Consider the following 17532-nt stretch of genomic DNA (forward strand, 5'->3'; position numbering starts at 1 on the left):
CAACGCCGGATCCGCAACGATCCGACGAGGGGTCGGCAGGCCCAGCCCCTGCCCGATGCTGCGGGCCACCATCGCAGTCGCTGATTTCGATATGCGGACCATGCAGGCCGCCTGAACGCACGACGAGGAAAGAATGCAGCTATTCGGTACGATCAGGGCCCCACGCGAGATACTGTTTGGTTCTGGTCAGCGTCATGCGCTTGCCGCCATCGCAAAGCGGCTGGGGCAGCGTGCCCTGGTTGTGACGGATGAACGACTTGCCGCGGACAGCACGTTCCTGGACCTGCTTCGCGACATGCGTGGCGCCGGACTGGTCGTTGAAGTGGAGTCCGGCACCCTGCCGGATGTGCCCGTCCAATCGGCAATCGCAGCCGCGGAGGCACGACGTGGCTTCGCGGCCGATCTCGTGATCGGTGTAGGTGGTGGTTCCTGCCTCGACATGGCCAAGTGTCTTGCACTTCTGCTGACCCACTGCGGGCGGCCCCAGGACTATTATGGCGAGCTTCAGGTTCCCGGGCCGGTCATGCCGCTGATTGCCATTCCGACGACCGCTGGAACCGGGTCCGAGGTCACCCCGGTCGCGGTGCTTTCCGACGCCGAGCGCAGCCTGAAGGTCGGCATCTCCAGCCCCCACCTGATCCCGACCGTCGCAATCTGTGACCCTGATCTGACGGCAAGCTGCCCCCCCGGCCTGACCGCCATCGCCGGTGCAGACGCCATGACCCACGCGATCGAGGCATTCACGGCAAGGCGCCGCCCCGTGACACCCGGCCTGTCTCAGGAACGCGTCTTTGTCGGCAAGAATGCCCTCTCTGACCACTTTGCTCTGCGCGCCCTTGCCCTGCTTTCGGAGGGTCTGGAGGCTGCATGCACCAATGGCGCGGACGCCGTGGCCAGAGGCAAGGTGATGATGGGTGCGACGCTGGCCGGGCTCGCCTTCGGTGTGGCGGGAACGGCTGCGGCCCACGCGATACAGTATCCGGTAGGGGCGCTGACCCATACCGCCCACGGATCGGGGGTCGCTTGCCTGATGCCGTATGTGATGGCGTGGAATGCGCCAGACATCGCGCCGGAACTTGCCGCCATTGCCCAGACGATGGGCCTAGGCCATGCGGACAATGTGATCCCGAACCTGTCAGCGCTGTTCGGCAGGATTGGAATCCCGCCGACCTTGCGCGATCTGGGCCTTGCCGAGGACCGCCTGGATTGGGTCGCGGAGCAATCGCTGGGCGTCGCCCGGCTGATCCAGAACAATCCCCGCCCCATCGGTGCCGATGACATGCGCCTGCTGGTCGGCGCCGCATTCTCGGGTCAGCACGATCTGATCCGCACCCATGCCTGAGGAGAGCCGAATTGATCCTTGATGCCGCCCCCGCCGGACTGGACTATGCCGATCCCGCCGTGCACGCCCGAGGTCTGTGGATTGGCGGAAACTGGCTCGCCGGGCCCGCGATTCCCGTCACCAATCCGTCGACCGGGCAGGTTCTGGCGACCGTTGCCGACGCAGACATCCCGGCGGCCATTGCAGCCGTTGATGCGGCAGAAGCGTCCGCCGCAGGGTGGCGCATGACCCCGCCACGCCAGCGGTCAGAGATACTGCGCCGGATTTTCACGCGGATGACCGAAGAGGCCGAACCCCTTGCAAGGCTGATCTCGCTCGAGAATGGCAAGGCTCTGTCCGATGCGCGGGGCGAAGTGGCCTATGCCGCCGAATTCTTCCGCTGGTACGCCGAGGAGGCGACCCGCATTCCCGGTGAGTTCCGGCACACGCCATCGGGCTCTCACCGGATTCTGGTGGATCATGAACCGATCGGGATCTCGGTGCTGATCACGCCGTGGAACTTTCCGGCTGCGATGGCGACCCGCAAGATCGGCCCCGCACTCGCCGCGGGCTGCACCGTCATCCTCAAGCCCGCGACGGAAACACCGCTGACCGCCTATGCGATGGCGCGCATCGCCGCCGAGGCCGGGGTTCCACCGGGTGTCATCAACGTGCTGACGACCACGCGGCCCGGTCCCGTGGTCGCCGCGATGCTTGCCGACCCGCGGGTCCGCAAGCTGTCGTTTACCGGATCGACCGGCGTCGGCCGAACACTTCTGGCCGAAGCGTCAAAGTCGGTCGTCAGCTGTTCGATGGAGCTTGGCGGAAATGCACCCTTCATCGTCTTTGATGACGCTGAACTGAATGCCGCCCTGGATGGTGCGATGGTCGCGAAGATGCGCAACGCAGGCGAGGCATGTACCGCCGCCAACAGGTTCTATGTGCAGGATGGCATTCACGATGCCTTTGTCGCCGGGCTTGCGGGACGCATGGGTGCGCTGAAGGTGGGGCCGGGCACCGATCCGGCCACCCAATGCGGCCCGATGATCACCAGGCAGGCCGTACAGAAGATCGATCGGCTGGTCAGCGATGCCGTCGCGCAGGGTGCGCGCGTTGTGACCGGCGGCGCCCCCATGGACGGCGGATATTTCTACCCGCCCACCGTGCTCGACAACGTCCCCGCCGATGCAATGATCGCGCACGAGGAGATCTTCGGCCCGGTTGCCGCGGTCTATCGCTTCCGAACGGAAGATGAAGTGATCAGGATGGCCAATGACACCGAGTATGGGCTTGCCGCCTATGTTTTCACGGCCGACCTGAAACGTGCCCTGCGGGTTGGCAAGCAGATCGAAAGCGGCATGGTGGGCATCAATCGTGGCCTCATGTCCGACCCTGCCGCACCCTTCGGGGGTGTCAAGCAAAGCGGGCTGGGCCGCGAGGGTGGTGTCACCGGCATTCTGGAATTCATGGAGGCAAAGTACTTTGCACTGGATTTCTGAGGCGCCCGCAAGGCAGGGGACAGCAAGGATGACCACCAAGGATCCCTATCGAATCCGCGATTTCGTACCCGAGTTCGATGGAATCGCGGCCGAGATCGCGGATCGCAGCCGGCAACTGGCCGCCACCGCCAGCATGTGGTCGGGCAGCGCCTACGGGGCGGGTGCGCGCGAACGGATCGACATTCTGCTGCCGACGCGCCTGCGCGCCGGGGCGCCGATACACATGTTCGTTCACGGCGGGTATTGGCGGTCGGGCGAGAAGGCCGCCTATACATGCGTCGCCGCTCCGGTGCTTGCTGTGGGGGGTATCGCGGCAATCGTCGAATACGATCTGATGCCCGGCACAAGGCTCGGTGCCATCGTCGATCAGGTGCGCAGGGCAGCGGCATGGCTGGCCGCCAGGGCAGGCGGGCTCGGGGCCGATCCCGCGCGACTGACGGTCAGCGGCCATTCCGCGGGTGCGCATCTTGCCTCGTTTCTGGCCGCGACCGGGCCGGAGGAGGGGCGATGGCCGCTCACCCCGATTGCAGGTCTGATGCTTGTCAGCGGCATCTACGACCTTGTGGACATTCCCTCCAGTTTCCTGAGGCACGAGGCCCGGATGACACCGGCGGAGGCCGAGGCATGGACGCCGCTTTCGTCACGCCATCATCCGGGTCCCGAGCGTATCGTTGCCGTCGGCGAACAGGAGACGCCACCGTTCCACGACCAGGCACGACAGCTGTGCCAGTTGCTCCGATCGGATGGGATCAGGTCCGATCTCGTGGTCACGCCCGGCCTGAACCACATGGACATCGTGCTCGATCTTGCAGATCCCCGTCGCCCGCTGGGTCAGCGCCTTTCTACGATGGTCGAGGAAAGCCGAAGGGCGGTGGCGTGAAGCTGGCACCGCCATCCGGATTCTAGAGCGCGAGCTTCACCCAGGCCGCATTGCGGGCCGAGGATTGGACGCAGGCTGCGACAAAGGCCACCCCGTCAAGCCCCTCCTTCACCCCCGGAAAGGTCACTGCCGGGTCAAGGGTGGCTCCATCGCGGCGTGCGATGATCGCGCGAGCGGCCTCGGCATAGATGTTCGCAAAGCCCTCCAGATACCCCTCGGGATGCCCCGAAGGGATGCGCGAAACCCGCGCTGCCGCCTCGCCCGCCCCGGGGCCACTGCGCGTCAGGCGGTATTTCGGCTGGCCGAGCGGGCCGACCCACAGGTAATTGGGGTTCTCCTGCTCCCACTCCAGCCCCGCCTTGGTTCCGTAGACCCGAAGCTTCAGGGCGTTCTCGTTGCCCGGCGCGACCTGGCTGCACCACAGCATGCCGCGGGCACCACCCTTGAACCGCAGCAGGACATGGCCGTTGTCATCCACCCGACGCCCCGGCACAAAGCTCTGCAGGTCAGCCGCAAGCGCATCAAGCTCAAGCCCGGTCACGAAGTTCGCCAGGTTGAACGCGTGCGTGCCGATGTCGCCGGTTGCCCCGCCCTTGCCCGACTGCGCGGGGTCGGTGCGCCAGGCCGCCTGCTTCTGGCCGGTCGTCTCCAGCGGTTCGGACAGCCAGTCCTGCGCGTACTCCACCTGCACAAGCCGGATTTCGCCCAGATCGCCAGCCTCAACCATGGCGCGGGCCTGCCGCACCATCGGATAGCCCGTATAGTTGTGGGTCAGCGCAAAGATCGCCCCCGACGATTCCGCCGCCTTTGCCAGCCGTTTCGCCTCGGGCAGGGTTGCCGTCAGCGGCTTGTCACAGATCACGTGGATGCCGCGCCGCAGGAATGCGATGGCCGCGGGGGCATGCAGATGGTTCGGCGTGACGATCGCCACCGCCTCGATCCCGTCCTTCCGCCGCCCCTCGCGTGAGGCCATCTCGTCGAAGCTGCCATAGCAGCGGCGCGGGTCAATCCCGAGGTCGGCTCCCGAACCGGCCGATCTCTCGGGATCGGAGGAAAAGCAACCCGCGACCAGTTCGTACTGGTCGTCGATGCGGGCCGCGATCCGGTGGACGGCGCCTATGAACGCACCGCGACCGCCGCCGACCATTCCCAACCGGATACGCGGTGCCCGCGCCACATGTGCTCCCGTTATGGCCATCTGTCCCTCTCCTCAGCCCAGACCCAGCATCCGGCGGTTCGCCGCATCATCCGTCCCGCCGTCGGCAAAGTCGTCAAATGCCTTCTCGGTGACCCGGATGATGTGGTTCTTCACGAAGGCTGCACCCTCGCGGGCGCCGTCCTCGGGGTGCTTCAGGCAGCATTCCCATTCCACCACCGCCCAGCCGGCGAAATCATTCGCGGCCATTTTCGAGAACACGGCGCCAAAGTCCACCTGGCCGTCGCCCAAACTGCGGAACCGGCCGGCGCGGTTCACCCAGGATTGGAAACCGCCGTACACGCCCTGCCGACCCGTAGGGTTGAACTCGGCATCCTTGACGTGGAACATCCGGATGCGGTCCCGATAGATGTCGATATTGTCCAGGTAATCAAGGCATTGCAAGACGTAGTGGCTCGGGTCGTACAGCATGCAGGCACGCGCGTGGTTACCGGTCCGCTCAAGGAACATCTCGTAGGTCACGCCGTCATGCAGGTCCTCGCCGGGGTGGATCTCGTAGCAGACATCGACGCCCATCTCCTCGGCGTGGTCTAGGATCGGCCGCCAGCGCCGCGCCAGTTCGTCGAACGCCATTTCCACCAGTCCGGCAGGCCGCTGTGGCCAGGGGTAGACAAAGGGCCATGCCAGCGCCCCGGAGAACGTCGCATGCGCGCCGATCCCGAGATTGCGGCTGGCTGTCAGCGCCTTCTTCACCTGATCCACGGCCCATTCCTGCCGCGCCTTCGGATTCCCCCGAACCTGCGGGGCCGCGAATCCGTCGAAGGCAGCGTCATAGGCAGGGTGAACCGCCACCAGCTGACCCTGCAGGTGGGTCGAAAGCTCGGTCACCGCGATACCGTTCTCGGCCGCCTCGCCCTTGAACGCGTCACAGTAGTCCTTCGATGCCGCCGCCTTCTCAAGGTCGAACAGTCGCCCGTCCCAGCTTGGAACCTGCACACCCGCATAGCCGCAGTCTGCCGCCCAACGCGTAATGGAGCGCCAGGAGTTGAAGGGGGCCGCATCACCCGCAAACTGCGCCAAGAACAGCCCCGGACCTTGAATCGTCTTCATCGTCACTCCTTCCGGTTCGGTGTTTCCGGCCCGCTCACCGCAGGCCGAGCTTCTGCAAATGCGAAACGATATGGGCATGGCCATCGCGATAGACGGCCTCGGGGCTCTCCGCGAAATCGCGCCAGACCTTTGTCGCCGCGGCCAGATCCGGCAGTCCGCGTCCGAATGACTCGATCGTCAGCCAGTCATCATAGCCGATGTCGCGAACTGCCGCGAAGGTTTCGGCCCAGGGGATGTTCCCGCGTCCCGGCACGCCCCGGTCGTTCTCGGAAATATGGATATGCACAACCTCGGCGTGGTTCCGGGTCAGGGCCCCGATCGGGTCCGCTTCTTCGATGTTGGCGTGAAAGGTGTCGTACATCGCGCGGATGTTCGGATGACCGACGCGGCGGACGAAATCGGCAAGATCGTCCATCGTGTTGAGAAGATAGCACTCGAAGCGGTTCAGCGCCTCCAGTCCGACCGTCACGCCAACCGATGCGGCGTGTTCGCCCACAAGCTGCTGGCTTTCGACGGCGCGGGCAGTCTCGTCTGCCGTCGGACCCCTGCCCGAGAACTGGCCGAGTACCGAATGGAGCGGGCCCGACACGCGGTCGGCGCCAAGCGCCGCGCTGCAATCCAGAATCCAGCGCATCCTGTCCACACCGGCCCGGCGAACTGCGGCGTCCGGCGAGATCAGGTCCATCGCGGGATCGCCGATGGCCGAAACCGCCGTCCGTGCCAGGCCCAGCCCGTCCAGGACGGCGCCGAGTTTGACATAGTCTGCGGGCGCGCCTTCAAATACCGGTATCTCCACGCCGTCGAATCCGGTGGCCTGGATATCCGCCAGAAGTGCGCCGTGTTCCGGACCCACGCGGGTTGTCCACAGGAACATGCACATTCCGAGTTTCATGATCGCACCTCATCGCTGTGCCGCAATCTGGTCTTACCAAAGTCAAAACCATCGCGCCAGTATCTTGCGGCGCCAACCCGCCGATTCTCCGCGCAACTCTGGAATTGGGCCGGATGCCGCGCTCCTGGTGAGCGCAACCCCAGCGACACCCTTGACCGGATTTGTGTTCCGGCGCAATCTGGTCGAACCAGAAGGAACGCAGAGGCGGCGCGGTCATACACCCGGCAACGACCTCAAGGGAGGAGAGATGCATCTTTCGACGCACAACTGGATGCGGGCCGAACCGCTTGAGACGACCGTTCGGCGGATCAAGCAATATGGCTACGAATCCATCGAGATTTCGGGCGAGCCGACCCAGTACAACACAAGGGACACTCTGAAGCTTCTGAAGGAAAACGGCATGCGCTGCTGGGGTGCGGTGACGCTCACCCTGGGCGAGCGCAACCTTGCCGCCAGGGACGAAGGCCAGCGCGCCCGATCGGTCGATTATGTCAAGTCGGTGATCACGATGGTCTCCGAGCTGGAAGGCGAGATCATCACGCTGGTGCCGGCCACCGTCGGCAAGGTCGTGCCCGATGGCACGCCCGAAGAAGAGTGGAAATGGGTGGTCGACGCGACGCGGGAGTGCTTTGCGCATGCGCAGAAGCGTGGTGTGCGGATTGCGGTGGAGCCACTGAACCGGTTCGAGACCTATCTGTTCAACCGCGCCGCGCAGGCATTGGCGCTTGCGGACGCAGTTAGTCCGGAATGCGGCGTCTGCCTCGATGCGTTCCATCTGAACATCGAGGAAGCCGACATGTACGAGGCGATCCGGCTGACCGGCAAGCGCCTGTTCGACTTCCACGTCGCCGACAACAATCGCTTCGCCGCGGGTCTTGGCCAGCTTGACTGGGCAAAGATCGTGGGGACGTTGAAGGAGATCGGCTATGACGGCGCGCTGACGAACGAGTTCGTCGCGCCGGTCGACCGGACCCCCGCTGCAATCTATCCCGACATGGTCGAGACGAATCCCGTCGACATCTCTCCTGAGCAGCTCAAGTTCATCCAGGATCACGGCTCCAGCCTGCTGACCGAGCAGTTCTATGCCGATCAGATGCGGATCACGGCCGAAACGCTGCTGCCACTGATCAGGTGAGCGTGCGGACGGCCTCTCAGGGGGCCGTCCCGCCAACAGGGAGACGCCGTGCATGCGCATCAAATCGGTCCAGGCCTGGTGGGTTCAGATCCCGATCGAGGAGGCACGGCAGCATGTCAGCGATTTCGGTCGGCTGAGAACATTCGACGCGGCAATCCTGCGGATCGAGACGGAAAGCGGCATCGTTGGCTGGGGCGAGGGCAAGAACGCCGCAGGCAGCGCGGGCAACTACGCGGCCCTCGTGCATCTCCTGAATCACGAATTCGGACCAAGACTGATCGGGCGGGACGCAAGCCAGATCACGCCGATCTGGGAAGACCTCTACAACGGAACACGCGCTGCCGCTGCCGCGACGCGCGGCCATCCGCTGCCTGAACTGGCCCGTCGCGGCCTGACCATCGCCGCGATCAGCGCCGTGGACATCGCGCTGTGGGACATTCGCGGCAAGGCGCTGAACCAGCCGATCTGGGCGCTTCTGGGCGGGCGGAAGGCCGAACGCCTGCCTGCCTACGCCTCGGGTGGCTGGGCCGATGCGGCCGGGATCGGGGCGCAACTCCAATCCTATGTCGACACGGGCGGGTTCAGGGCGGTGAAGATGCGCGTCGGGTCGATGGACGGGCGGCCGCATGTCTCTGCTGACCGGGTCCGGGCAGCCCGCAAGGCGCTTGGCCCCGACATTGATCTGATGGTCGATGCCCATGGCACCTATACGGTGGCCGAGGCGCGACGGTTTGCGCACATGGTCGCCGATTGCGATCTGGCCTGGTTCGAGGAACCGGTATCGGCGGATGACCGTGCAGGGCTGGCCGAGTTCCGTGCGGGAACCTCGATTCCCGTGGCACTCGGCGAGTCGGAATGCACGCGGTTCGACTTTGCCGCCCTGGCAGCCGGTCGGGTCGCCGATATCCTGCAACCCGATCCTGCCTTCTGCGGCGGCATCACCGAGGCGATGCGCATCGCCACGATTGCCTCGGCCTTCAACCTGCGCCTTTCCCCGCATCTCTGGGCGGGCGCCCCCTGCTTCTTTGCCGGTTTGCATGTCTTGGCTGCCGCGCCCGCAGGCTTCATCGTCGAGTTCTCGCTGGGCGCGAACCCGATGATCCACGATCTTTCGCGCGCGCCGGTGCGGGTCGAGGACGGCACGATCGCGGTGCCCGAAGCACCCGGACTTGGCCTGGAGATGAATGCCGCTACGATCACGCGATACGCCAAAGCATGATGCAGCCGGAGTAAAGCATGCAGCAGGAGGACTTTCTTCCCACGATCGCCGCCTACCTGATCGAGACGGCGCGGAAGAATGACGGCAAGGCGGCATCCGAGCGCGACCTGGCCGAGCATTTCTCCGTCAGCCGCGGTCAGGTCCGCGAGGCGCTGGCGATCCTCGAGGCAATGCAGGTGATTGATCGGCGGGCCAAATCCGGCATCTACGTCAATGTCGGCATCGGTGGGATTGAAGCGATGGCCTTCTTTGCGCGGGTCGGCCTGCCGCTTGAGAACCGCCAGATCTATGAAGCGGTGGAAGTCCGCAAGATCCACGAGATCAAGGCTGCCGAACTGGCCGCCTCTCGCGCGACCGATGAAAACTTCGACCGCCTGCGGGACATCCTGTCCCGGTCCGAAGAACGGCTGAAGGCAGGCGAGGGGCTGGATCAACTGGACCAGGAGTTCCATCTGGAGATCGTGCGCGCCACGCAGAACACGGTGTTCCTGAACATCTGCACGTCCTTCTACGCACTCAGCCACAACCGCCTTCAGGTCTACTTCCGTAGCGCCGAGCGGAATCAGCGATCCCACGAAGAGCACATGCAGATCTTTGACGCGCTCCGCCGCCGTGATGCGGCGCTGTCCTCAGCCCTGATGGTTTCGCATCTTCGCGGTGCCATGAGCTACTGGTCCGAGATCCTGGAACCACCAGTCGCGGACGCCTGACATGGCCTTGCCCGTGATCTTCTCGACGCATCCCCTGCACCCCGAGGTCACGGCGGCACTTCAGACGGTCGGATCATACCGCGTCGCCACCGCCCCGACACCCGATGCGATCGTCCGCGAATCTTCCGGGGCTGCCATCATCGTTGTCCGCGCGCCGATTCCGGCTGACGCCGTGGCGCATGCCGCGGGGCTTCGGGCGCTTGTCAGGCATGGCGCGGGGCTCGACATGATCCCGGTTGAGGTGGCGACGGCGGCGGGCGTTCTGGTCGCGAACGTTCCTGGCGCCAATGCGGTGACGGTGGCCGAGCATGTCATATGGACGGCGCTATCCCTTCAGCGCCGCCATCCACAGGTCAACCGCGATCTGCGGGAACGTGGCTGGGCCGCAGGTCGTGCCCATTCTGACCATGGGCGCGAGCTTTCGGGCAGGACGCTGGGCGTGCTCGGGATGGGCAACATCGGCCGGGCGCTGGCGCGCATCGCGGTGGGCGGCTTTGGCATGAAGGTTGTCTGTCACAGCCGCCGTTCTGCGCCGATGCCCGATGGGGTGCGGCATGTGGGATTTTCCGATCTTCTCGCGCAGTCGGATGTCCTAGCCCTCTGCGCACCCCTGACCGCAGAGACGCGCGGGATCATCGACGGCGCGGCCCTCGCACAGATGCGGCAGGGCGCGGTGCTCGTCAACGTCGCGCGCGGGCCCCTGGTGGCCGAGGCGCCGCTGGTCGCGGCGCTCGTCTCGGGCCGTCTGGGCGGGGCGGCACTGGATGTGTTCGATACCCAGCCGCTGCCGCCGGATCATCCGTTCTTCGATCTGCCAAACGTGATCCTGACCCCGCACATGGCCGGGATCACCGAGGAAAGCATGCTGCGTATGGGTCAGGCGGTGGTGGCCGAGGTGCAGCGGGTGGTCACAGGCGGCCTTCCGGAGCAGCTGGTCAACCCCGAGGCGGTCGCGCTCTATCGCCGCCGCTTTCCGGCGTGACCTCTGCCTGGCCTAGGCCAGCGCGAGATTGGCGCCATTCGCCGGATCGAAGGCCAGCACCCGCTCGGGCTTCCAGCCGAAGCGCACGATCTCGTCCCGCACCACCCTTGTCCCGGCCGGAACCGTCACATGCAGCCGGGTTTCACCCATGTCCATCGACAGCACCTTCAGGACGCCCTGATCCTCGATGTCGAAGATCCGCGCCTCACCGGGGGCTCCTGCGTCAAGAACGACATTCTCGGGCCGAACGCCGAATGTCACCGGCCGATCGCCTCCGGCGGCAGTCCGCACTGGCAGACGGAACCCCCCGAGTTCCGCCATGCCACCGGAAAGCCGGCCCTGGATCAGGTTCATCGGCGGCGAACCCACCGAGCGTGCGACGAAGGTGTTCAACGGGCGTTCGTATATGTCCGAAGGCGTTCCCACCTGCACCAGCCGTCCCTGTTGCAGCACCCCGATCCGGTCGCCCATCGACATCGCCTCGACCTGGTCATGCGTGACAAACAGGAACGTCGCGCCAAGGTCGCTGTGCAGCTTCTTCAGCTCCACGCGCAGCGATTCCCGCAGCTTCGCGTCCAGTGCAGAAAGCGGCTCGTCCATCAGGAAGACCGAGGGCTGCCGCACGATCGCGCGCCCGATCGACACGCGCTGCATCTCGCCACCCGAAAGGCGCTCGACCTTCCGGTCCAGAAGATGCGTGATCTGAAGCGTCTGCGCCGCCTTCTGGACACGGGACGCGATCTCGGGTTCCGAGAGATTGCGCAACCGGGATCTCAGCGGAAACTCAAGGTTCCCTCGCACCGTCAGCCGTGGATAGAGCGAATACTGCTGCAAGACCAGCGCCACATCCCGCTCGGCGGCTGTCCAGGCGCCCACGTCGTTCGCACCGATGACGACTGACCCAGCGTCCGGCTTCTCCAGCCCCGCGATGACCCGCAGGGTGGTTGTCTTGCCTGCGCCGGTGCGGCCGAGAAGCACGAAGAACTCGCCATCCTCGACCGTCAGATTCAGATCGCGCAAGGCGCGCTGCGCGCCAAAGCTCTTGCTGATCCCGCTCAGTTCGATCCGCGCCATCAGGCAGTCCTCCGCAGCGCCAGTCCCGATTCACCATCGAAGAAATGTGCCCGCTCAGGATCAAGTCCGACCCAGACGCGTTGCCCGTCGCCGACAAAGCCGGGTTCAACCCGCGCGCGCAGCGTTGTGTTGCCAAGCCGGACATCGACGATCTCATGCGAGCCGAGCGGCTCGATGTTCGTGGTCTCCGTCTCGACAAACCCGACGCCGGGCTCATGTCGCAGCAATACCGCTTCGGGCCGGATGCCAAGCTTGACGGCGCGCTGCCCTGGCAGGTGCCCCACATGGCCACCAGCCACCGGGATGCCCGCACCCCCGCCGAATGACAGCAGCGCCGCGCCGGCGCCGCCTTCGATGGCGACATCCGAAACGTTCATGACCGGCGATCCGACAAACTGTGCCACGAACAGGTTGGCGGGACGGTTGTATACCTCTTGCGGTGCGCCGACCTGCTGCAACAGGCCTGCATGCATGACGACGATCCGGTCGGCCAGACTCATCGCCTCGATCTGGTCGTGCGTCACATAGACCGATGTGGAGCTGCGCGCGATATGCAGGCGCTTGATCTCGGCCCGCATCTGCTCGCGCAGCTTCGCATCCAGAGCCCCGATGGGCTCGTCCATCAATAGCGCCTTCGGCCGTCTCACCAGTGCCCTGCCGATGGCGACGCGCTGCATGTCACCGCCGGACAGCGCCGAAGGCTTGCGGTTCAGCAGGCGCTCAATTCCCAGAACCTTGGCCACTTCCCGCACCGCGCCGTCACGCTGGTCCTGGCTCATTCCGACGGCCCGCAGCGGAAAGGCGATGTTCTCGTAGACCGTCATGTGCGGATAGAGCGAGAAGGACTGGAACACGAAGGCGATATCGCGGTCTGCGGCGCGCAGATCCTGCACCTCGCGCCCTTCGATCGAAATCGTTCCGGCCGACACAGTCTCAAGCCCCGCGATCGCGCGCAGCGTGGTCGTCTTGCCGCAGCCCGACTGGCCCAGCATGACAACGAACTCTCCGTCCTCGATGGTCAGGTTCACATCCTTCAGAACCTGAACGGCGCCAAAGAATTTCTGGATGTTCCTCAGTTCGATCCGGGCCATCAGACCAGTTCTTCCTCTTCTTCGTCTTCGGCTTCAGGCTCCGGCGGGATGTGGGATGTGATCAGGAACCCGACCAGGCCAAGGATGATGATCGTCAGGCCGTATCTGTGCAGCACCTCGACCCAGGGCTGGCACAGGAAGACCAGCCCGGCGATCATCGTCCATTGCGCTATGGGCTCGAACCACTTGGCGTTCATCTGGCGAAAGGTCATTTGCGGATCGCTCCGAAGCTCATGCCGCGCAGCAGGTGGTTGCGCAGAAGGAAGGTGAAGATCGCCACCGGCAGAAGGAACAGGAATGCCCCCGATGCGATGACCGTCCAGTCCGACAATCCCGATCCGACCTGGCTGGGAATGTAGGGCGGTGCGGTCTGGGCATTGCGAGAGGTCATCATCAGTGCGAAGGCATATTCGTTCCAGGCGGTGATGAAGCAGAACACCGCGGTCGCGGCGATCCCGGTCAGGGCCTCCGGCAACACGATCTTCCGGAACGCCTCAAGCCGCGTGTAGCCGTCGACGAGCGCGGCCTCCTCGTATTCCCTCGGGATCTCGTCGATGAAGCCCTTCATGATCCAGACCGCAAAGGACAGGTTGAACGCGGTGTAGAGGATGATCAGGCCGATATGCGTGTCATGCAGGCCGACCGCGCGATACATCAGGAACATCGGGATCGCGACCACGATGGGTGGCAACATTCGCGTGCTCAGGATGAAGAACAGCCAGTCCTGTTCGCCCGGCACCTTGAAGCGCGAGAACCCATAGGCGGTGATCGTGCCCATCGAGACGGCAAGGAATGTCGAAATGATCGAAACGATCAGCGAGTTCACATAGCGGTTGCCATAGCCTGACGAGGTCGCCTCGCCCGTCTTGCGGTTGCGCACCACCTGCTCGCCGCCGTCGAAAACCAGTTTCTCCCACCAGGGTGCTGCCTCGTATACCTCTTCCGGCACCGGCTCGCGCAGCTGGCTGCGCTTGGTGAACAGCTTGGCAAAGGGGGCAAGCGTCGGTTCGAACAGCACCGTGGGCGGTGCCGTCGTCGCCAGGTTCCGCGGCTTGAAGGCGGTGGCCGTGATCCAGAAGATCGGGGTCAGCATCACGATCAGGGCCGCAAGCACCGCAACCACGGCAATGCGGTTGGTGATGATTTCGCCTCTTGTCTTGACTTCGGCCATGTCAGCGCGCCTTCGCCTTGTTCAGGTACTTCACGTAGATGTTGGTGATGGCGACAACGACGATCAGAACGATGTAGGCAAAGGCCGAGGACATGCCGGTCTGCCATTCCAGGAAGGCCATCTTGTAAAGGCGGATCGCGATCAGTTCGGTCGTCGGCTGCGTCGACAGGATGTAGGCGTGGTCGAAGGTCTTGAACGCCTCCATCGTGCGGAAGATGATCGCGATCATCAGGATCGGCGCGACCAGCGGCAGCGTGATGCGGAAGAACGTGTAGAACGATCCCGCCCTGTCGATCTCTGCCGCCTCGTAAAGGTGCTTCGGCACCGCCGACAGCCCGGCCAGCGACAGCAGCATGACGAACGGCGACCACATCCAGATGTCAACCATGGCAACCGCGTAGAGCGCCATCTGCGGGTCGGCGAGCCATTCGAATTTTCCAAGGCCCAGGAAGTAGTTGATGATACCGAACGAAGGGTCGTAAAGCAGCTTCCAGAACAGGCCGACAACCGCGGGTGACAGCATCATCGGCAGAAGAAGCAGGGTGGTGATCAGGCCCTTCAACGGTATCGGGCGGTTCAGCAGCATCGCCAGACCGAAGCCCACCAGCACCTGCCCGGTGACCGATATCAGAACGTACTTCGCGGTGATGGTGAAGTTCCGCCAGATGAACGGGTCGTTCAGCAGATAGCGGAAGTTGTCCAGCCCGATCCATTGCGACGGTGCATTGGTCGAGGCGCGATAGTCGGTAAACGCGGTCCACAGTGAATAGATCAGCGGGAATACGTTGAAGACGATCAGAAAGGCGATCGTGGGGATGATGAAGAGATTGCGGATCGAAAGGTCCGAAAGCCCCCGCGCGGCGGCGCGCGTATCGGGGTTCAGACGGGTCATCACGTCGGCCACGGCTGCATTCCTGAGTGAAAAGTGAAACGGCGGGCGCGATGTCTGCGCCCGCCGCCTAGGCGGTCGTTACTTCAGCCGGCCATACTTCTTGAAGGTCGCGGTCCAGTCGGCCGCCAGCGCGTCGAGCGCTTCCTTCGCCGTGCCTTCGCCCCCCACGATATAGGGATACCAGCGCTGGTTGGCCGCGATGAGCAGTTCTGCGTATTCCGGCACCGCCCAGAAGTCCTTCACCATGAACATGGTCTGGAAGAAGGCTTCGTTATAGGGGGTGGCGTTACGGAACTCCTCGCTTTCCAGCGTGGCGGCGTGTGCGGTGTAGCCACCCAGTTCGGCCCAGCGCTTCTGCACGTCTTCCCGGATGAACCACTCGAGGAACTTGTAGGATTCGTCGATGTTGTTCGAGTAGGACACGATCGAGATGCCTTGGCCGCCGAGCGCCGCGAACTGGTCGCCGTAGGGCCCTTTCGGGTTGGCGAAGAATCCGGTGCTGGCTGCGTTCGGGTTGGTGGCCGGGTTTACCAGCGCCGGGAAGAAGGCGAAGTAGTTCATGGACATCGCCGCCAGGTTCTCGGTGATCGCCTGGTTGTTCTCGACGAAGAAGGTCTTGGACCAGCCCGGCGGGGTAAAGCTGTAGAGCTTGCGATACGCCTCGAGCGCCTCGACCGCCTTGTCCGAGTTGATGATGCCCTCGACCTCATAGGTGTCGGGATTGCCCAGTTCGGCCCCGTAGGAGAACAGCGCATTCTCCACGCCCATGACCAGACCGTCATAGGAGTTGTCGGTGTAGATCGCGATGCCGTAGCGGTCTTGATCGGGCCGGTGGAAGAACTCGGCGATGTCGATCAGCTGTTTCCAATCCTGCGGTACGGCGAGGTCATAGCCGTACTTTGCCTTGAACGCCTCCATCTCGGCCGGATCCTCGAACCAGTCCTTGCGATAGGACCAGCCCACCGCATCGCCTTCGGCCGGAATGGCCCAGAACTTCTGCGAGTTGGCGGGATATTCGGCGTAGTACTTGACCGTGGCCGGAGCCATGATCTCGCCCAGATTGTTGGCCTTGAAGAACTCGGTCAGATCGACGTAGTGGCCGCCTTCCGACGCCGCGCCCAGCCACTGGCTGTCGCCGACGATCATGTCATAGGCGGACCCGCGTGCGTTGAACTCGGTGAAGGCCTTGGTCTGGAAATCCTGCCAGGGCGTGGTTTCCACGGTGACCCTGACGCCGGTTTCGGCCTCGTACTCGTTCACCAGTTCCTGCAGATAGTTCGCCGGGTCCCACTCGGCCCAGAAGATGGTCAGTTCCTGCGACAGCGCCGCGGGCGCGGACAGAGCGATCGCCGCAGCCCCCGCCAGGAGCCGGTAGAATGGTCTGTGCATCTGATTTCCTCCCGTTTCTGTTGATTGGCAGCACGCATCTGGGGGCCACTCACCGGCACCCGGTGGACCTGCCACCGTCTTAGGCTTCCTCCACTTCCAGCAAAATTGGTAATACCAGATCGGCCATGGTGTCAATCTTCCTTTGCCCGGCATCGCGGCAGAGCCCCGCGATTCCGCAACGCAGGCCAAGGCGTCTATCCGATTGTAGTTGCAGGAATCAAAGGTGTTTCATCCAGCCTTTCGAATCCGGACCCAGCAAAAGCTACATCCGAATGTGATCATTCTGGCCGGACCAGTCTGCATCCCTCAGGCGTGCGTGATTCCCGCCTCGCGCCGTGCCGCTTCCAGCAGCGCGCGCGCCGACCACAGCGCCACCTCGGCCACTTCGTCATCGGCAAGCCCGCAGATGTCCTTCAGCACGATCATTGCCTCGATGCCATAGGTCAGCGATAGCGCCCGAATCAGCCGGGTCTGCTGGTCCGGCGGTAGCCCGGTTCCACCGACGGCGCGAGCCAGCAGCGCGCGCCGGTGGCCGCGGCCAAGCGCGGCATCTCCGGGCTTGGCGTAGCTGGGCTCAAGCGACTGCCGGATTGCCGCGCGAAACGTTCCCTCATGCTCCGACAGCCGCCGGAAGGTCACGCCGTAGAGCGATGCCAGCCGCGCATCGCCTTCGGCTGCGCCGTCCTCCCAGTCGAGGATCGGGCCAAGCGCCTCCGCCACCACGGCGCGCAGCATCTCGGCCAGCGTGGGAAAATAGCGATAGGCCGTCGAGCGCGAAACGCCCGCCGCCTCGGCCACGTCGCTGACTGATGGTGACAGGCCCTGCCGCATCATCCGGCTTGCGGTGGCGACCATCAGCGCCCGTGTGCGCGCCGCGGGCCCCTTCAGCGGCAGGGTCTCATCGGCCGGATCAGCGTCTTGATTTGGAACTGGCATCCCAATACGGTACTACAGTGCAGTTTCCGATCAAGCGGGATCTTCGACGGCAGCAAGGACGCCCGCTGCGGGCGC

Annotated in this window: 17 protein-coding genes; 7 read left to right on the forward strand and 10 right to left on the reverse strand. The window is 64.4% G+C overall.

What is annotated here, in order from left to right; all coding sequences use genetic code 11:
- Nucleotides 1-133 precede the first annotated feature (133 nt).
- Genes KF887_02420 through KF887_02430 form a run of 3 tightly spaced genes read left to right on the forward strand, consistent with a single transcriptional unit; the run spans nucleotide 134 to nucleotide 3700 of the window.
- Nucleotides 134-1342 carry an iron-containing alcohol dehydrogenase gene (locus KF887_02420; protein QYK42016.1) on the forward strand — a complete coding sequence of 403 codons (1209 nt, stop codon included), beginning with the start codon at nucleotides 134-136 and terminating at the stop codon, nucleotides 1340-1342.
- 59 nt (nucleotides 1343-1401) lie between these two features.
- The gene (locus tag KF887_02425) at nucleotides 1402-2820 is read left to right on the forward strand and encodes an NAD-dependent succinate-semialdehyde dehydrogenase (GenBank protein QYK43400.1); all 1419 of its coding nucleotides are present in this window, start codon (nucleotides 1402-1404) and stop codon (nucleotides 2818-2820) included.
- A gap of 28 nt (nucleotides 2821-2848) precedes the next feature.
- Nucleotides 2849-3700, forward strand: a complete 852-nt coding sequence (locus tag KF887_02430; protein ID QYK42017.1) for an alpha/beta hydrolase — start codon at nucleotides 2849-2851, stop codon at nucleotides 3698-3700.
- A 22-nt stretch (nucleotides 3701-3722) separates the two neighbouring features.
- On the opposite strand, the gene KF887_02435 is transcribed toward KF887_02430, so the two are convergent.
- The 3 genes from KF887_02435 to KF887_02445 all read right to left on the reverse strand — a co-directional run bounded on the left by KF887_02435 (nucleotide 3723) and on the right by KF887_02445 (nucleotide 6858).
- Nucleotides 3723-4847, reverse strand: a complete 1125-nt coding sequence (locus tag KF887_02435; protein ID QYK43401.1) for a Gfo/Idh/MocA family oxidoreductase — start codon at nucleotides 4845-4847, stop codon at nucleotides 3723-3725.
- A 63-nt stretch (nucleotides 4848-4910) separates the two neighbouring features.
- Nucleotides 4911-5966, reverse strand: a complete 1056-nt coding sequence (locus KF887_02440; GenBank protein ID QYK42018.1) for a sugar phosphate isomerase/epimerase — start codon at nucleotides 5964-5966, stop codon at nucleotides 4911-4913.
- A gap of 34 nt (nucleotides 5967-6000) precedes the next feature.
- Nucleotides 6001-6858 carry a sugar phosphate isomerase/epimerase gene (locus KF887_02445; GenBank protein QYK42019.1) on the reverse strand — a complete coding sequence of 286 codons (858 nt, stop codon included), beginning with the start codon at nucleotides 6856-6858 and terminating at the stop codon, nucleotides 6001-6003.
- Nucleotides 6859-7105: 247 nt separating this feature from the next.
- On the opposite strand from KF887_02445, the gene KF887_02450 reads away from it, so the two are divergent.
- Genes KF887_02450 through KF887_02465 form a run of 4 tightly spaced genes read left to right on the forward strand, consistent with a single transcriptional unit; the run spans nucleotide 7106 to nucleotide 10904 of the window.
- The gene (locus tag KF887_02450; protein ID QYK42020.1) at nucleotides 7106-7993 is read left to right on the forward strand and encodes a sugar phosphate isomerase/epimerase; all 888 of its coding nucleotides are present in this window, start codon (nucleotides 7106-7108) and stop codon (nucleotides 7991-7993) included.
- Nucleotides 7994-8045: 52 nt separating this feature from the next.
- On the forward strand, nucleotides 8046-9212 hold the full coding sequence (locus KF887_02455; protein ID QYK42021.1) for a mandelate racemase/muconate lactonizing enzyme family protein: 1167 nt from the start codon (nucleotides 8046-8048) through the stop codon (nucleotides 9210-9212).
- Between the two features lie 17 nt (nucleotides 9213-9229).
- Nucleotides 9230-9922, forward strand: coding sequence for a FadR family transcriptional regulator (locus KF887_02460; protein ID QYK42022.1), 693 nt, complete (start codon nucleotides 9230-9232; stop codon nucleotides 9920-9922).
- Between the two features lies 1 nt (nucleotide 9923).
- Nucleotides 9924-10904: a 3-phosphoglycerate dehydrogenase gene (locus tag KF887_02465; GenBank protein QYK42023.1), complete on the forward strand. Its 981-nt coding sequence runs from the start codon at nucleotides 9924-9926 to the stop codon at nucleotides 10902-10904.
- A gap of 12 nt (nucleotides 10905-10916) precedes the next feature.
- On the opposite strand, the gene KF887_02470 is transcribed toward KF887_02465, so the two are convergent.
- From KF887_02470 to KF887_02500, 7 genes are all read right to left on the reverse strand, one after another.
- Nucleotides 10917-11978: an ABC transporter ATP-binding protein gene (locus KF887_02470; GenBank protein QYK42024.1), complete on the reverse strand. Its 1062-nt coding sequence runs from the start codon at nucleotides 11976-11978 to the stop codon at nucleotides 10917-10919.
- Complete coding sequence (locus KF887_02475; protein QYK42025.1) at nucleotides 11978-13069, reverse strand: ABC transporter ATP-binding protein; 1092 nt, start codon at nucleotides 13067-13069, stop codon at nucleotides 11978-11980. Before KF887_02475 ends, KF887_02470 begins: the two co-directional genes overlap by 1 nt.
- Entirely contained in the window at nucleotides 13069-13281 is a 213-nt protein-coding gene (locus KF887_02480; protein QYK42026.1) for a hypothetical protein, read from the reverse strand. Before KF887_02480 ends, KF887_02475 begins: the two co-directional genes overlap by 1 nt.
- Entirely contained in the window at nucleotides 13278-14240 is a 963-nt protein-coding gene (locus KF887_02485) for a carbohydrate ABC transporter permease (protein QYK42027.1), read from the reverse strand. The genes KF887_02480 and KF887_02485 overlap by 4 nt, the downstream gene beginning before the upstream one ends.
- Before the next feature lies 1 nt (nucleotide 14241).
- Nucleotides 14242-15144, reverse strand: coding sequence for a sugar ABC transporter permease (locus tag KF887_02490; GenBank protein ID QYK42028.1), 903 nt, complete (start codon nucleotides 15142-15144; stop codon nucleotides 14242-14244).
- A 66-nt stretch (nucleotides 15145-15210) separates the two neighbouring features.
- Nucleotides 15211-16521, reverse strand: a complete 1311-nt coding sequence (locus tag KF887_02495; GenBank protein QYK42029.1) for an extracellular solute-binding protein — start codon at nucleotides 16519-16521, stop codon at nucleotides 15211-15213.
- A gap of 306 nt (nucleotides 16522-16827) precedes the next feature.
- Nucleotides 16828-17457 carry a TetR/AcrR family transcriptional regulator gene (locus tag KF887_02500; protein QYK42030.1) on the reverse strand — a complete coding sequence of 210 codons (630 nt, stop codon included), beginning with the start codon at nucleotides 17455-17457 and terminating at the stop codon, nucleotides 16828-16830.
- Nucleotides 17458-17532: the final 75 nt, after the last annotated feature.

The organism is Paracoccaceae bacterium, from assembly GCA_019454225.1.
Classification (GTDB): domain Bacteria; phylum Pseudomonadota; class Alphaproteobacteria; order Rhodobacterales; family Rhodobacteraceae.

Bases quoted from the DNA above. Each gene is read 5' to 3' on its own strand.
- KF887_02455 (QYK42021.1), top strand. From the start codon at position 8,046: ATGCGCATCAAATCGGTCCAGGCCTGGTGGGTTCAGATCCCGATCGAG.
- KF887_02480 (QYK42026.1), bottom strand. From the start codon at position 13,281: ATGACCTTTCGCCAGATGAACGCCAAGTGGTTCGAGCCCATAGCGCAA.
- KF887_02430 (QYK42017.1), top strand. From the start codon at position 2,849: ATGACCACCAAGGATCCCTATCGAATCCGCGATTTCGTACCCGAGTTC.
- KF887_02500 (QYK42030.1), bottom strand. From the start codon at position 17,457: ATGCCAGTTCCAAATCAAGACGCTGATCCGGCCGATGAGACCCTGCCG.
- KF887_02420 (QYK42016.1), top strand. From the start codon at position 134: ATGCAGCTATTCGGTACGATCAGGGCCCCACGCGAGATACTGTTTGGT.
- KF887_02485 (QYK42027.1), bottom strand. From the start codon at position 14,240: ATGGCCGAAGTCAAGACAAGAGGCGAAATCATCACCAACCGCATTGCC.
- KF887_02450 (QYK42020.1), top strand. From the start codon at position 7,106: ATGCATCTTTCGACGCACAACTGGATGCGGGCCGAACCGCTTGAGACG.
- KF887_02495 (QYK42029.1), bottom strand. From the start codon at position 16,521: ATGCACAGACCATTCTACCGGCTCCTGGCGGGGGCTGCGGCGATCGCT.
- KF887_02440 (QYK42018.1), bottom strand. From the start codon at position 5,966: ATGAAGACGATTCAAGGTCCGGGGCTGTTCTTGGCGCAGTTTGCGGGT.
- KF887_02445 (QYK42019.1), bottom strand. From the start codon at position 6,858: ATGAAACTCGGAATGTGCATGTTCCTGTGGACAACCCGCGTGGGTCCG.
- KF887_02465 (QYK42023.1), top strand. From the start codon at position 9,924: ATGGCCTTGCCCGTGATCTTCTCGACGCATCCCCTGCACCCCGAGGTC.
- KF887_02435 (QYK43401.1), bottom strand. From the start codon at position 4,847: ATGGTCGGCGGCGGTCGCGGTGCGTTCATAGGCGCCGTCCACCGGATC.
- KF887_02470 (QYK42024.1), bottom strand. From the start codon at position 11,978: ATGGCGCGGATCGAACTGAGCGGGATCAGCAAGAGCTTTGGCGCGCAG.
- KF887_02460 (QYK42022.1), top strand. From the start codon at position 9,230: ATGCAGCAGGAGGACTTTCTTCCCACGATCGCCGCCTACCTGATCGAG.
- KF887_02475 (QYK42025.1), bottom strand. From the start codon at position 13,069: ATGGCCCGGATCGAACTGAGGAACATCCAGAAATTCTTTGGCGCCGTT.